This is a genomic window from Paludibacter jiangxiensis (genome assembly GCF_001618385.1).
In the GTDB taxonomy this organism is placed as follows: Bacteria; Bacteroidota; Bacteroidia; order Bacteroidales; family Paludibacteraceae; genus Microbacter; species Microbacter jiangxiensis.
The window spans coordinates 1060020-1075272 of the sequence record NZ_BDCR01000004.1 but is presented as its reverse complement, the minus strand read 5'-3'; the positions used below and the strand labels follow the sequence as shown (position 1 = coordinate 1075272).

Here is a 15253-nt window from a genome sequence, read left to right as displayed (position 1 = left end):
GATGAAATCTGCAAATTTTGTCAAACCTAAATCAAGACACGTTGTTTTGTTCTGACCAGCAGGGGTTCTTGTTTCGGGAGGTGTATTCAGGCTGCATTTTTGACAGATTCGGCAGATGCTTTTGAATCATAAAAACCTGCCGAATTATCGCTATTTTTGCCAAAAGTTATTATACAGTATGAACGGACAAAACAGAAGCGATATAAAGCCAGGCCTTGAGGTCGGAATTGTGCTGAAAGCAGATCAACGATCGGGGCATATAACAGAAGGAATAGTGCAGGATGTTCTGACCAATAGCATGTTTCATCCTCACGGCATTAAAGTAAGACTTACGTCGGGCGAAGTTGGCCGGGTTCAGTATATCAAATAAATTTTGAGCAATGAAAGCCTCCTCTCTCAAAGAAATTAAAACCGAACTTGATCTTTTGCATCCTTCGCAACTGAAAGAGCTGTGCACCCGCATGGCCAAGTTCAAAAAGGAAAATAAGGAACTGTTGACCTATCTTCTGTTCGAATCTCAGGACGAAGATGCTTATATCAAAGGTGTGAAAGAACAGATGGATGAACAATTCAGTGAGGTGAAAAAGGGTAGGGTATACGAAGCTAAAAAACAGGTTCGCAAAATTCTTACTTTTGTCAACAAACAGATAAAGTATTCCGGTTCAAAGCGTACAGAGGTGGAACTGCGCATCTATTTTTGTCAGGAACTGAAGAAAACCGGCATCACGTTATCGGCCAGCACTTTTCTGGGAAATCTCTATTTGAGGCAATATCTCAATATGCAAAAAGCCCTTGCAACTTTGCACGAAGACTTGCAGTTTGATTATTCGGAAGCAATCAGATCGCTGTAAAAAACTGGTAATGAAAATATATCTCGCTCCTTTACAGGGTTTGACCGACTGGATGTTTCGTGAGTCTTTTTCAAAACACGTTGGTTTGTTTGACAAAACGTTCACGCCATTTGTGCGGGTTCAAAACGGAGAATTTTACCGCCCCAATCAATGCAACGATCTGTTGCCTGAACATAACCGTTTCCAGAAGCCGGTACCGCAATTTTTGGGAAATGATGCAGCTTCCTTTTTTCGGTTCGAAGAGTTGTGCCGTTCGCACGGTTATACCGAGATCAATATCAACATGGGCTGTCCCTATCCGATGGTAACCGGACGGCGGATGGGAGCCGGATTGTTGCCATATCCAGAGGAGATCAAAAATCTGCTGGAAGTGATCTGTCACGATTCGACAATGAAAATATCGGTAAAATGCCGTTTGGGATTGGAACATATCTCTGAATTTGAAGCATTGATTCCTGTTTTTAATGCATTTCCTTTGGAAGAGATCATTATTCATCCGCGTGTGGGGAAACAACAGTACAAGGGAGATGTTGATTTTGACGCATTTCTAAATTATGCATCGGCTTTGAAAGCTCCGGTTTGCTATAATGGCGATATCAATAGCAACGAAGATGCGACTCGTATTTTGCAACAAGCGCCTGAAGTTAAGGCCTTGATGCTGGGTCGTGGCGTATTGCAGCATCCCTTTCTGCTATCGGAGTTGCGAAACGCGTCTCTGACGGCAGATGAAAAAGCGGCGAGACTGAAAAGTTTTCATAAAGAATTGATTACGCATTGTCAACAAAAATATTCGGGCGATCATCATTTCCTGAAACATCTGGAAGAGTTTTGGAGTTATCAGTCGGCAGAATTTGAAAATAGTCATAAGCTGTTTAAGCTGATAAAGAAATGTAAGTCGTTGGATCAATATGAGAGAGTTATTTTTTCGGCGATAAATGGAATACTTGGAGCTTAAGACACTGATTTTTGGCTCGATTTGCCAGAGAAAGAGCGGAATTGAGTAGCTTTGTAATGAATTTATAAACAATTGAGATGTTGTCACAAAACGAACGGGAAGAAATAGTGAAGTTGATCCGGCAGGAGGTTATTCCGGCTATCGGATGTACCGAACCGATGGCTGTTGCATTAGCCGTCGCTAAAGCGGTCGAAATTTTGGGCGTTGTGCCGCAAAGAATCGATGTTTTCCTTAGCGCCAACATGTTGAAAAATGCGATGGGCGTTGGAATCCCCGGAACCGGAATGGCAGGCTTGCCTATTGCCATTGCCATGGGGGCATTGGTCGGGAAATCGGAATACGGACTCGAAGTGTTGCGCGATATTACCCCGGGTGCTCTCGAAGAAGGCAAACGGATGATTGACCAGAAGATCATCACTGTTCATCTGAAGGAGAATATCAGCGAGAAACTTTATATTGAGGTTTTGGTTTCGACGGAAAAAAATGCTGCAAAAGCGATTATTAGTCATGAACATACCCGTTTTGTTCATTTGGAAAAAGATGGGGAAATACTGTTGGCCGAGAAGTGCGAAACAGAAGGTGAAGTGACTACCGAATCAGAATTGCAACTCTCGTTCGATAAAGTATGCGACTTTGCGCATGAAACACCTGTTGACGAACTCCGTTTTATTCTTAAAACCGCCGAAATGAACAAGGCAGCGGCTATTGAGTCGATGAAGGGTGATTATGGTCATGGCGTGTCGCACACATTGGCCAACGGGATGATGGGCAACAACGTTTTTACCCGCATGTTGTCGGTGACGGCTGCTGCCTGCGATGCACGTATGGCGGGTGCTATGTTTCCGGTGATGAGTAATTCCGGAAGTGGAAATCAGGGTATTGCCGCTACTCTGCCGGTGTCGGTGTATGCCGAAGAGAGCGGAAAAAGCGAAGAAGAGCTTGTGCGGGCGCTTACGTTGAGCCACCTGATGACGATCTATATCAAACAGAGCCTCGGTCGCTTGTCCGGCTTGTGCGGCGCTGTGGTTGCGGCCACCGGTTCGGCCTGCGGTATTACCTATTTGATGGGAGGAAGCCGCGAGCAAATCGGGTACGCGGTCAAGAACATGATTGGCAACATTACAGGCATGATTTGCGACGGAGCAAAGCCCAGTTGTGCGTTAAAAGTTTCAAACGGAGTTTCTACGGCAACGCTTTCGGCCATGATGGCCATGGAGAACAAAGTGGTATCGGCGGTGGAAGGTATTACCGATGAAAATGTGGACAAAACCATTCAAAACCTTACCAAAATAGGTCGCGACGGCATGTGCGAAACCGACCGCCTGATTCTGGAAATCATGACTAATAAATAGAAGCTGATTTCTAAACAGTTGCTAAATTCGGCAGTTGTGGTTAGGAATCACTTGCGTGACCGATTATCTTTGTGTTCAATTTATATTATTTAGACATCACCTAAGGCGAATTTAATAATGAGAAAATTCAGTGCATTATTCATAACATTGTTGTTTACAATCGTTGCTTTCGGACAAATTGAACGTCCGGTTACCTGGTCGTTCGATCAGAAAAATGGGAAAGGGCAGGATGTTCAGTTTGTTTTCAAAGCAGCTATCGATCATCCCTGGCATATTTACGGGATGAATATTCCGGCTGGTGGTCCCATATCAACCTCTATTCATTTCGATAAAACATCGGGAGTGAAACTTGTAGGTAAGCCAGTTCCTCAATCTAAACTGGTAGAGGAGTATGACAAATCGTTCGATATGAAACTCTCATGGTACGAAGGTCAGGCTGTTTTTGTACAGAAGGCTGTTGTTACCGATCCGAAATCGTTTGGAGTATCCGGTTATGTGGAATACATGACTTGTAATAATGAAAATTGTTTGCCACCAACCAAAGAGCCGTTTACGTTTGGAAAAGCTCCGGTAGCGGCGGTTGCAGCTCCTGTCAATACGGCTCAGCCGACAGCCACTCAGGCTATTGCTACGTTAAAAACTGATACGTCGGTTGCCGCAGTTGCTGTGCCAGCCTCGGTTTCTTCCAATCCGTCTTCTCAGACCTGGGCTCCCGTAATTGATCAGATGAAAGCTTTTGCTTCGGGTGGTGCCGAAAATAAAACGGGAGGCTCTTTGTTGTCTATTTTTCTGTGGGGTTTGCTGGGTGGTTTGCTTGCACTGTTTATGCCGTGCATCTGGCCAATTATTCCGATGACTGTCAGTTTCTTCCTGAAAAGAACCAGTGACCGGAAAAAAGCAGTGAAAGATGCCATTATGTATGGGTTGTCGATTATTGTGATTTATCTGACACTTGGCTTGCTGATTACAGCTATTTTCGGAGCCAGCTCGCTGAACAATCTGGCTACCAATGCTTTTTTCAACCTCTTTTTCTTTGCGTTACTGGTTGTATTTGCCATTTCGTTCTTTGGTGCATTTGAACTGGCTTTGCCTTCTTCCTGGTCGACAAAAATGGATGCCAAATCCGAATCTACTTCGGGGATTTTGAGCATTTTGTTGATGGCCTTTACGTTAGCATTGGTTTCTTTCTCCTGTACCGGTCCGCTGATCGGTTTGTTGCTGGTTGACGTTGCCGTGAAGGGATCTATTCTCGGACCGGCAGTCGGCATGTTTGGCTTTGCCGTAGCTCTGGCCATTCCTTTCATGCTGTTTGCTATCTTCCCAACGTGGTTGAAATCGCTTCCGAAATCGGGCGGCTGGCTCAACACAATTAAGGTGGTGCTTGGTTTTCTCGAACTTTTCTTTGCGCTGAAATTCCTGTCGGTTGCCGATTTGGCGTATGGTTGGAGAATCCTGGATCGTGAAGTATTTCTGGTAATCAGCATCGTGATTTTTGCTTTGCTGGGTGCTTACTTGCTCGGCAAAATCAAATTGCCGCACGATAGTGACGTGAAACATGTTTCGGTAACCCGCCTGTTCCTGTCGATCATATCTTTTGCTTTTGCCATCTACATGGTTCCGGGTTTGTGGGGTGCACCGTTGAAAGCTATCAGTGCTTTTGCACCGCCGCTCTATACGCAGGATTTTAAACCTAACGATACGAAAGAAATTCATGCTGAATATAAAGATTACGATCAGGCGATTGCTGCATCGGCACAGAGTGGAAAGCCTGTGCTGATCGACTTTACCGGTTTCGGGTGTGTGAATTGCCGTAAGATGGAGGCTTCTGTCTGGACCGATCCGCAGGTGAAAAGCCTGTTGACTGATAAGTTTATTTTGGTTTCACTTTTTGTGGACGATAAAACGGCCTTGCCGCAGTCGATGCAGGTGACTGAAAATGGACGGTCGACTTTGTTGACGACGATTGGCGATAAATGGAGCTACCTGCAACGTTATAAATTCGGAGCAAATGCGCAGCCATTTTATGTGGTGGTGGATGCTACCGGAAAGCCACTCAACGGTTCGTTCTCGTTTACTGAAGACCCAAAAAAATTTGTCAACTTCCTGGAAACAAGCTTAAAAAACAAGAAATAATAACTGGTATAAGCACACGGAATACACTGAAAGAACGGAGAGACACAACTATTCTTTTCCTATTGAACAGAATAGTTTTAAATGATCCGTATAATCTGTGTATTCCGTGTGCTTTTTTATACCTTGGTCTTTGAAAAAAAGACGGAGCCGATAATCATCGGAATCACCGCGTTTACAAACCAAACCAGCACTCCTGCCAACGCAATGCCCACGCTGTTGTCGGAGAACATTCCTACGAAAATAACCGCGTATGATCCTCGTATGGCCGCTTCGGAAAAAGCAATAGAAGGGGTGAAAGTGAGAAATAGGTAAAATGTTGAGATGGAAACCACCCCTTGCCACAAGTTGATGCCAATACTGCAAAACCGTAACATGCAGTAGAGTTGCAGGCAAAAAACAAGATAACGTCCGAAGGCTAACAGCAGAACATACGCCAGCTGTTTGGATCGGAAAGTACTGAGCCATTTAAGCAAGGTGTTCACTTTTACCGAAATATTCCAGCGGCTGAAGAAATGAGAAAGTTTTGGCAGTGAGAGGTAGATGGAAAAAGCAATGGTCATCTCCGCAATAAAAATTGCCATCAAAAGGGTTTTGTTTGCAAGAAATGGCATTTGTTGGTGTCCCATCAGCAGCATAAACGAGAAAAGGCCGAATAGAGAGATAATGATCGTTTGCGCCAGTGTTCCCACCATCCCGAAGGTGATGGCCTGCCAACGGTTGTTACTTTGAAGATAAACGGCTCTTCCGGGATATTCGCCTACACGGTTTGGGGTAAAAAAACCGGTGGCATAACCGCTCATTACCGATCTCAATGCTTTTCGGAAACTCAGATGTTCAAGGCTGGAAATGAGATAACGCCATTTGGTAGTCTCAATCAGGAAATTGATCGGCATAAACGCAACGGCTAATAACAGCCAACCCCACTTCCTCCACGACAAATCGCTCCAGCCGGAAGCCGAAGAGGGACTTTGAATAAACTCGTAAATTTTATACGCTAAAAACCCATACGAGAGTATCAAAATCAGCCATTTAATCACCGGGTAATATTTCTTCCACGCCGACATAATGGTTCTTTCAATGAAACGATTCAGAGTTCAAAGATAATGCCGGCAAAGTCCAAATTGTGCCGGAATCGACTGAAAAATTCATCCGGTTATGTTGATTATTTGCCGGTAATAATTTTCTTTATTTCATTGAGCTTGTTCAAAGCTTCAACCGGTGTCAGATTGTTGATGTCGGTGTTCTTTATCTCATCGCGGATTTGGGCCAATATCGGATCGTCCAACTGGAAAAAGCTCATCTGGAAGCCTTCGCGTGTAGAAGCTATTTTGTCGACTGGCTTGGCAATGCCCGATTTACGGTTGTCGCTTTCCAGCTGTTCCAGAATTTCGTCGGCACGTTTGACCACGCTTTGCGGCATACCTGCCATTTTGGCTACGTGGATACCAAAACTGTGTTCGCTGCCTCCGCGTACCAGTTTGCGCATGAAGATCACCTTTTTGTCTACCTCTTTTACTGAAACGTTGTAGTTCTTTACCCGTTTGAACGACTTTTCCATCTCGTTCAGTTCGTGGTAGTGGGTGGCAAACAGGGTTTTTGCATTAGCCGACGGATGTTCGTGGATGTATTCTACAATGGCCCAGGCAATGGAGATGCCGTCGTAAGTACTTGTTCCGCGACCGAGTTCGTCAAAGAGTACCAAACTCCGGTCGGAAATATTGTTCAGGATACTGGCCGCTTCGTTCATCTCCACCATAAAGGTCGATTCACCGACGGAAATGTTGTCGCTGGCACCCACACGGGTAAATATTTTGTCAACCAGGCCGATTGTGGCGCTTTCCACGGGAACGAAGCATCCTATTTGTGCCATCAGCACGATCAGAGCCGTTTGGCGCAGCAAGGCCGATTTACCGGCCATATTCGGACCGGTGATGATGATGACTTGCTGATGTTCGTTGTCGAGGCAAACGTCGTTGGCAATGTAACTCTCGCCGGCAGGTAACTGTTTTTCAATCACCGGGTGACGGCCTTGCTTGATGTCGATCACGTAGCCGTCGTTCATTTGCGGACGAACATATTTATTTTGTGCCGAAACCTTGGCAAACGACAGCAGACAGTCGAGTTGAGCTAAAAGGTTAGCATTGAGCTGGAATGCGGTGATGTAATCGGTCAGGCCGACAACCAGATTGTTGAAAAGTTCCGTTTCCAGTGCCAGAATTTTATCTTCGGCACCCAGAATTTTTTCTTCGTACTCTTTCAGTTCCTGCGTGATGTAACGTTCGGCACCCACCAACGTTTGCTTACGGATCCAGTTCTCGGGAACTTTGTCTTTGTGGGCGTTACGTACCTCGATATAATATCCGAAAACATTATTGAAACTGATCTTCAGGCTCGGAATGCCGGTGGTTTCGCTTTCGCGCTGCTGGATGTGGAGCAGGTAATCTTTGCCCGAGTAAGCAATCTCCCGCAATTTATCCAACTCGTCATTGACGCCGTTTTGAATTACCCCGCCACGGTTGACCGCATTGGGCGGATCGTTTTGTATCTCACTGGCAATGCGCTCGCGGATTTTTTCGCAGGGATTGAATTGTTCGCCGATTTTATGCAATGTGGCATTTTGTGTAGCCAGACAAGCCTCTTTGATGGGTTCGATCGACGAGAGTGCGACCTTTAGTTGCACCACTTCGCGGGGAGAGACGCGTCCGACGGCAATTTTCGAGACGATGCGTTCCAAATCGCCTACCAGTGCCAGTTGCTGACCGAGCATCTCTTTCATCTCAACGTCTTTGAAGAAATGCTCAACCACGTTGTGGCGTTCTTCTATTTGCTTCAGGTTCTTTAGAGGAAAAGAGACCCAACGTTTCAACAGGCGGCTACCCATCGGGGTAACAGTTTTGTCGAGTACGTCGGTTAGTGAAATAGCGCCTTCCTGTTGGCCGGAAAATAGTTCCAGATTGCGCACCGTGAAGCGGTCGAGCCAGACGAAGCGATCTTCTTCGATGCGGGCCAGGCGCGTAATGTGGCCGTTGTTGGTATGCTGGGTGTGATCGAGATAGTAAAGAATGGCTCCGGCAGCTATGATTCCGTTCGGTAGGTTATCTACCCCGAAACCTTTGAGATTGGAGGTCTCGAAATGTTTCAGCAGGCGGTCGTTGGCCGAATCGGCAGTGTAGATCCAGTCTTCCTGCTCGTAGGTATAAAGCTTGTTCCCGAAAATTTCGGCAAAATCTTTGCGTTTGTTGCGTTCGTGCAACACCTCCTTGGGCGAAAAGCTGTTGATTAGCTTATCAGCATATTCCGGTGTTCCTTCAGCGGTCAAAAATTCGCCGGTAGAGATGTCAAGGAAAGCCAGACCAACCGATTTTCCGTTGAGGTGTACGCTGGCGAGAAAGTTGTTTTCCTTGTGATTCAATACATTGTCGTTGATAGAAACACCCGGCGTAACCACTTCTGTAATTCCCCGTTTGACGATGGTCTTCGTCTTTTTTGGGTCTTCCAACTGGTCGCACACGGCCACGCGCATTCCGGCACGAACCAGTTTGGGCAGGTAGGTGTCGAGGGCATGATGCGGAAATCCGGCCAGTTCTACCGACTGTGCCGAACCGTTGGCCCGGCGGGTGAGGGTAATGCCCAGAATTTCGGATGCTTTGATAGCATCGTCTGAGAAGGTTTCGTAGAAGTCGCCTACCCGAAAGAGCAGGATGGCGTCGGGATGTTTTTCTTTTACCTGATAATATTGTTTCATCAAGGGTGTTTCCACCGCTTTCTTTTCCATGTATGAAGTGTGATTTATTGCTTAGTAATGAAATTGATAGACAAAGCGCAGAGGTCTTGCTATCAGTAATTCAAAGATACGAAAAATCTTAATCCAATAATAGATAAAATTTGATGGGTTTAATCTTGTGGAGAGTAATTTCTTAACTGGTGCGGAGATTCACGTTTTTACAAAGCGTATGTGTTACTGTTTCGCTTTTTAGAAAGGATGATCTTGTGTGTTGTTGTCTCTGTAAGCGGCAGCGCCGCGAAATATTTGTAGAAAATGCATGGAGAGAGGTTAGCTGAGGTGCAGCGCACCGGAAGAAGATTGTTTATTCAATTTCATGAAAATCGAATAGATAATCTTCTCTGAACTCAATATTGTTTTTGTTGAGAATTTCCAGATATTCTTCTTTAAAAGATCTTCTTGTATGATGCTGTTCTTGAGATAAAATGTAATTGATTACAGAGCTTAATTGTGAACGGGAATGAGAGAAAGCTCCATATCCTTTCTGCCATTCAAATTTGAATTTCGACAACTTATTCATTCTAATCCATTCGTTGCTTGAAGTTTTGATCTGCTCTACCAGTTCAGGAATGGTCTCATTTATATTGTATCCAATTAAAATATGAATATGGTCTGTCATTGTCCCAATGGCCAATAATTTGTGCTTTCTGTTTTGAATAATGCCGGTGATATATTGTTCAAGAATGTGTTGCCATTCCTTATGAATGAGAGCATCTCTGTTTTTGACTGCAAACACCAGATGAATGTAAATTTGCGTGTAGGTATTGGCCATAATGTGATCTTTAAAGGTACTTCTTTCGGTGCTCTGCACCTTATTGGTAAAAACGATTTCCTTTGCTACAGAGCTTATGCGGCGCTGCCGCGTAATGTTTGTAGTAGCAAGATTCGCTTTTTGAGAGCAAAAGGTGCAGTGCACAGTAAGATAATGTCATCCCCATTTGAAAAACCGTAATCCCAGAATAAAGCAGAGCACACCGAAGGCCGAAAGTGCCAGAGTAGGCGTGGCAACGTCCATCCAGCCGGCACCTTCATTGAAGATGCTTCGTACACCGTCGGTGAGCGCCGTGAGAGGTAGCAACTTAATTGCCTTGACAGCTAAGTCGGGGAAATTATGGTAGCTGAAGAAAATTCCGGAGAGAATCATCATCGGCATGGTAACGGCATTGATCCATCCCTGACCCACTTCGGTTTTGGCCGTGCGGCAGGCAACCAGTACGGAGATGCCGGCAAAGGCAATGTTTCCAGCAAGAAGCAGCGCTAACAAAGCTGGAATGTTTCCCTGAATAGTGATGTCGAAGAACAACCATGAGAAAAAGAATAGAATACCTGCTTCAAACAGGTTCATAACAAAACGAACCAGCATCATGGCGATCAGAAAGTTCGATTTTTTCATTGGGGTGGCTACCATGCGGCGCAATAGTTTTTGCGAACGGCGCTCGATGATGGCATAGCTGATTCCCCACATTAGGGCGTTGAGAATGCCGAGTGTGATCAATCCCGGAATCAGAAAATCGATGTAGCGGACACCTTTGAGCGTTAACGGTTCGATGCGTCCCTGATCAGCCGTGGCGATAGTTGTCGGGTGCTTCATCAGGTAGGAGAGTTTCATGTAGATAAGCTGTGCCTGCGAGTTATGCGGATCGAAACGGTAGCAAATCTGTCCCAAAGAGTCGGAAATGATAACGTCGGCCTCACCCCGTTTGAGCGAAATGATGGCATTTTTCCAGTCTGTATGCAAAAAGTTGAGCTCCGTATTGCCCATCGTTTTGTCGGTAACTTTCCAGGTTTGTACCGTCTGCCCTTTGTGCTGCGTGGGCTTTGCGTATATTTTGAGCAATGAATCCAATTGTGTCGGCTGCTTTTCGACTACGGCAATATGGAACTTCGATTCTGAGGTTTGCGTAAAGGCAAGTCCCAGTCCGATAGAAATTAGAATAGGGAAAACGATGCCCCAAAAGAGCACCGACGGTTCGCGCACCGTTTCCAGAAACTGTGTAAGTGTGAGCTGATATAGTTGGTTGGTTTTTATTGATTTCATGTGATAATTTGAAGATTTGAAAATGTGACAATTTGAAAATGAAGCCCAGGCTGCGTACTGTAGACTGCGTACTGTCTACTTGGCTTGTGGTTCTTCGTTCAGTTTTTTGCCGGTCAGGTTGATGAACAACTCGTCGAGGTTGCGGGAATTTTCGTCCAGCAACTCGTGTAGTTGACCTTCGCGGAGTATTTTGCCTTCGTCGAGAATGATGATGTGGTCGCACAACGATTCGGCCTCTTCCATGTAGTGAGTGGTAAGGATTAGCGTGGTTTTACCTGCGTCTTTCAGTCCTTTCAGGATGTTCCAGAGATCGAGGCGCGAGTGCGGATCGAGACCGGTGGTTGGCTCGTCGAGGAAGAGCACTTCGGGGTGGTTGAGCAACGCTACTGCCAGTGCCAACCGTTGTCGTTGTCCACCGGAAAGTGTTCCTGTATATGATTTTTCCTTGCTCTCGAGTTCGGTGAGGGCAATTACTTCGTTCACCCGGTCTTCTCCCAGCTTGAAGAAGCTGGCAAAAAGACGAAGCGTTTCGCGGATGGTCAGTTTTTCGGTGAAACGGGTCTCCTGCAACGAGAGTCCGATGATTTTTCGAAGCTCTTTTTCGTGTTTGTGCCAATTTTTACCCTGAATCAGGATTTCTCCTTTGTCGGGCTTTTTGAGTCCCTCCATCATTTCGACTAAAGTTGTTTTTCCTGCCCCGTTAGGACCAAGTAATGCCACAAATTCGCCGGGTTGTATGGTGAGTGATACGCCGCGTACGGCTTTAGTGTCTTTGAATGATTTTTCTACGTTTTTTACTTCTATCTGGTGCATGATTGTATTAATAATGAATATGATACGTTATTGCAGGTTGATATATCTCTCTGTGAAATACCGGAATCCTGCTGGTAGACGGTATTTCCTTAAAAAGGGAATACGTCCCAAATCGTGTTTTGTTATGGTGTTACATCTTTTCAAACATCGCTTTTGCGGCGCGACAAACCGGGCACTCCCAATCTTCTGGTAATTGTTCAAATGGGGTGTCGTTTTCGGCATTGTCATAAATATAACCGCATATCAGACAGCGATATTTCTCTGAAGTAGTTTCATCTGTGTGTTGTTTCGTTTCATCAACGTAAGTCGGTGCATTTTTCGGCGAGACTCCTTTTTTTATTTTTCGGTAGTAATCGTAGGTTATTGGGTTGGAATTGCTAAGGAGGGTCGCTTCAATTATTTCACAAATATAAATCAGGTGGGTCCCTACATCGATGGTTTGTTTGACTTTGCCTTCGATAGTGGCGACGGTTTCAGATAAAAGCACCGGCACATTATCTATGCCATAGCTCACATCAAAACCCTGCAATTTATCTTTGTCTCGACCGCTTTGATATCCGAAAGTGCCAATCAATTCAGACGAAACGTTCTCTGGGAGCACAGAAATGGACAATACGCCGCTGTGGGCGATGAATTCGGCTGTGTAATTGTTTTTGTTGCAACAAACTGCCAGTTGAACCGGGTCGGCGGTGACCTGCATTACTGTGTTGCAGATAAATCCGTTACCATGCTCTTTATTGCCAGAGCAAACTACGTACAAGCCGTACGAAATTTTGAAAAGTGCATCGAAGTTAATCATAGTTCAGAATTTAATTAGTACTAATGAACTAATGCCCAACAGGTGCAAAGATAGTGTAAAAGCAAAAAAAAGAAAAGAAGAACTTAAACGAGCACGCACAGTTTCTTCTTACAACAATGAGTTGAGAAGTAAATGTCAATCTAAATGGGCAATATTCCGATTAGAATTGACTGAGAAATAGCTCTGTTGATTAATATTTTCGATTGGGGTTTTTGGGAAACCAGCCTTTTTCTACCCGCTTTCGCTGCTCAAATATTTCAAGAATACTCCAAAGGGAGGAGAAACCTGTGACGGCAAGTATTGCCCGCACGACGAAATTCCCGGGAAACAAAGACGCTCCGCATAAGATTAAGCCGACAATAAGAAAGACCGGCCATATTTTTACTCCGAAATAATATTCTCCTTTAATCACTAACGGGTGAAATAACCCGATTATAAGAAATGAGGCTAAGCCTATGATAAGTCCGTCAAAAAGCATAAGTAAATTATTTTGAACATTGCCAGATTACATGCATATCGCATATTTTCGATCCGATTCTGCTGTAAGCTTCTATTTTATAGTCGACATCCGTCGAGCCTTCTTCCTGATCTGTCCATGTTGCACTGTAAGGGTTTTTAGTGGATGCATTTTCGGAACTATTGATCGTTGCAGAGAGTATATAATCGTTGTCGACTTTCTTTTTTTTGTAGATCTTAAACTGGTAATATTTTTCCTGATTTGGTATGTAAATCAGATTTGAAGCCGATTTGCCCTTTATTATAAAGGCAGGATTCCCTTGTTCATGCGTGTTTTGCCCATGAATAAAAGCGCTGCTAAGCATGATTATGGACATGACAAACAGAGCCCGATGGTTACGAACAGATTTTGGTTTCATTTTGGCTAGTTTAAGATAAATATTTACAAAGATAATGATGGATGACCAGAATTTCTAATTAAAAGATATTTATTTGTATTTTGTAAAACTGAAACATATTAATATAAATTAATTAATGAAACATAAAATTTGGGGCTTGTGTCTCTTGTTCGAATAAAAAGGCCGGAACAAAGATGTCCGGCCTTGATAAATATGGATGATGATGATTACAATTCAAGTGTTGTGCGGAGTGATGATACTGCACTTGCAATGTTGTTAGGCGATTGTTGTAATTCTTTGATAAACTGGCTGCCTATGATTCCTCCGCTGGCGTTGGTAAATGCTGTTTGGAGGGTTTTTGCGTTGGAGATTCCAAATCCAATCAGGAGTGGATTGCGGAGTTGCATGTCGTGAATGCGGCGGAAATAAGCCTGCTTGTCATCGTTGAAGTTGCTTTGTGCCCCGGTGGTTGAGGCGGATGAAACCATGTAAATGAAGCTGTTGGTTTGTTTGTCGATCAGCCTGATTCTTTCTTCTGATGTTTGCGGAGTGATCAGCATGACAATTGAGATTCCGTATTTGTCGGCAATAGGCTTAAATTCGCTTACGTACTCATTGAAAGGCAGGTCAGGAATGATGAGTCCGTCGATGCCGGTTTCCTTGCAGCTTTTGCAAAATGCCTCGAATCCATACTGCATGATTGGGTTAAGGTAGCCCATCATAATCAAAGGTATTTTGATACTCTTGCGGATGTCTTTCAGTTGTTCAAAAAGAACTTTGATTGACATGCCGTTATTGAGTGCTGTTTGGCTGCTTTGTTGAATTACAGGGCCATCCGCCATGGGGTCAGAAAATGGAATTCCTATTTCAACTAAATCAACGTCTTGTTTTTGTAGTTCTCTTAAAATTTCGGTCGTGTCATTCAGTTTTGGAAATCCGGCCGTGAAATATACGGAGAGAATGTTTTTTTGTTTGTTGAGGAAAAGGGTAGTTAAACGATTCATTTCTATATGTTCAGTATTAATAATCAGTGTTTTATTGTTCTTTTCTGATTTTATTCACAAAAGCAGCCAATGTTTTTGTATCTTTTCGTCCGGGTTCGGTTTCAAATCGACTATTGATATCAATAGCTTTCAATCGTGGATGGGAGAGGGTTTTTATGCGTTCAGCATCATCAGGTCCGATGCCTCCACTTAGAAAAAAAGGTACCCTTCCGGTGTAACTGTGAAGAATGCTCCAGTCGAATTGTTGTCCTGACCCTCCATGCAGAGGTGTCTTCGTGTCAAATAAAAGATAGTCGCAACATGTCTGATAATCCTCTGTTACAAGGAGATCGTCAGCTTTAGAAATGCTAAGGGCTTTGATTACCTTCAGTCGTTTGCGACGCAAAATCCGGCATGTTGCAGGGTTTTCTTTGCCATGTAACTGAACCGCATTGAGCCCGTAAGTTTGTACAATCCGAAAGATGTTTAGCGCATTTTCATTGACAAAAACTCCAACCTTGCAAATGCTTTCAGGGATTTGTTTCAGTGTTTCCGGATCGAGTTCCTCAACAAAGCGTTGTGATTTGGAATAAAATATAAATCCCATATAATCAGGGTGTAGTGAAATTACATCCCTGATGTTTTCAGGGTATTTCATTCCGCATACTTTTATTTGAATGTCCATTTTTGT

15 protein-coding genes are annotated in these 15253 nt (G+C 44.2%); 5 read left to right on the top strand and 10 right to left on the bottom strand.

Annotation, left to right across the window (positions count from 1 at the left end; genetic code table 11):
- Positions 1-178: 178 nt before the first annotated feature.
- The 5 genes from PJIAN_RS14565 (at position 179) to PJIAN_RS14545 (ending at position 5291) form a co-directional block, all read left to right on the top strand.
- On the top strand, positions 179-370 hold the full coding sequence (locus PJIAN_RS14565; RefSeq protein WP_068706343.1) for a YwbE family protein: 192 nt from the start codon (positions 179-181) through the stop codon (positions 368-370).
- Between the two features lie 10 nt (positions 371-380).
- Positions 381-851 (top strand): hypothetical protein, encoded by a 471-nt coding sequence (locus PJIAN_RS14560; protein ID WP_068706340.1) that lies wholly within the window; start codon positions 381-383, stop codon positions 849-851.
- A 10-nt stretch (positions 852-861) separates the two neighbouring features.
- On the top strand, positions 862-1806 hold the full coding sequence (locus PJIAN_RS14555; protein ID WP_153802587.1) for a tRNA dihydrouridine synthase: 945 nt from the start codon (positions 862-864) through the stop codon (positions 1804-1806).
- Between the two features lie 77 nt (positions 1807-1883).
- On the top strand, positions 1884-3158 hold the full coding sequence (locus PJIAN_RS14550) for an L-cysteine desulfidase family protein (RefSeq protein WP_068706336.1): 1275 nt from the start codon (positions 1884-1886) through the stop codon (positions 3156-3158).
- A 117-nt stretch (positions 3159-3275) separates the two neighbouring features.
- Positions 3276-5291, top strand: coding sequence for a protein-disulfide reductase DsbD family protein (locus PJIAN_RS14545; RefSeq protein WP_068706334.1), 2016 nt, complete (start codon positions 3276-3278; stop codon positions 5289-5291).
- 116 nt (positions 5292-5407) lie between these two features.
- Here the strand turns inward: PJIAN_RS14545 and PJIAN_RS14540 are convergent, their stop codons facing one another.
- The 10 genes from PJIAN_RS14540 to PJIAN_RS14495 form a co-directional block, all read right to left on the bottom strand.
- Entirely contained in the window at positions 5408-6355 is a 948-nt protein-coding gene (locus PJIAN_RS14540; protein WP_068706332.1) for a lysylphosphatidylglycerol synthase domain-containing protein, read from the bottom strand.
- A 98-nt stretch (positions 6356-6453) separates the two neighbouring features.
- The gene (mutS, locus tag PJIAN_RS14535; RefSeq protein WP_068706330.1) at positions 6454-9066 is read right to left on the bottom strand and encodes a DNA mismatch repair protein MutS; all 2613 of its coding nucleotides are present in this window, start codon (positions 9064-9066) and stop codon (positions 6454-6456) included.
- A gap of 313 nt (positions 9067-9379) precedes the next feature.
- Positions 9380-9847 carry an IS200/IS605 family transposase gene (tnpA, locus tag PJIAN_RS14530; RefSeq protein WP_068706515.1) on the bottom strand — a complete coding sequence of 156 codons (468 nt, stop codon included), beginning with the start codon at positions 9845-9847 and terminating at the stop codon, positions 9380-9382.
- A 156-nt stretch (positions 9848-10003) separates the two neighbouring features.
- Positions 10004-11113, bottom strand: a complete 1110-nt coding sequence (locus PJIAN_RS14525) for an ABC transporter permease (RefSeq protein ID WP_068706328.1) — start codon at positions 11111-11113, stop codon at positions 10004-10006.
- A 75-nt stretch (positions 11114-11188) separates the two neighbouring features.
- Entirely contained in the window at positions 11189-11926 is a 738-nt protein-coding gene (locus tag PJIAN_RS14520; protein WP_068706326.1) for an ABC transporter ATP-binding protein, read from the bottom strand.
- A gap of 130 nt (positions 11927-12056) precedes the next feature.
- Positions 12057-12725, bottom strand: coding sequence for a flavin reductase (locus PJIAN_RS14515; RefSeq protein ID WP_068706324.1), 669 nt, complete (start codon positions 12723-12725; stop codon positions 12057-12059).
- Positions 12726-12915: 190 nt separating this feature from the next.
- Entirely contained in the window at positions 12916-13203 is a 288-nt protein-coding gene (locus PJIAN_RS14510; protein WP_068706322.1) for a DUF4491 family protein, read from the bottom strand.
- 7 nt (positions 13204-13210) lie between these two features.
- Positions 13211-13600 (bottom strand): hypothetical protein, encoded by a 390-nt coding sequence (locus PJIAN_RS14505; RefSeq protein WP_068706320.1) that lies wholly within the window; start codon positions 13598-13600, stop codon positions 13211-13213.
- A 206-nt stretch (positions 13601-13806) separates the two neighbouring features.
- Positions 13807-14583: a tryptophan synthase subunit alpha gene (trpA, locus tag PJIAN_RS14500; protein ID WP_068706318.1), complete on the bottom strand. Its 777-nt coding sequence runs from the start codon at positions 14581-14583 to the stop codon at positions 13807-13809.
- Positions 14584-14614: 31 nt separating this feature from the next.
- A complete protein-coding gene (locus tag PJIAN_RS14495) occupies positions 14615-15220 on the bottom strand; it encodes a phosphoribosylanthranilate isomerase (protein WP_236714415.1) in 606 nt (201 codons plus the stop codon).
- Positions 15221-15253 lie beyond the last annotated feature (33 nt).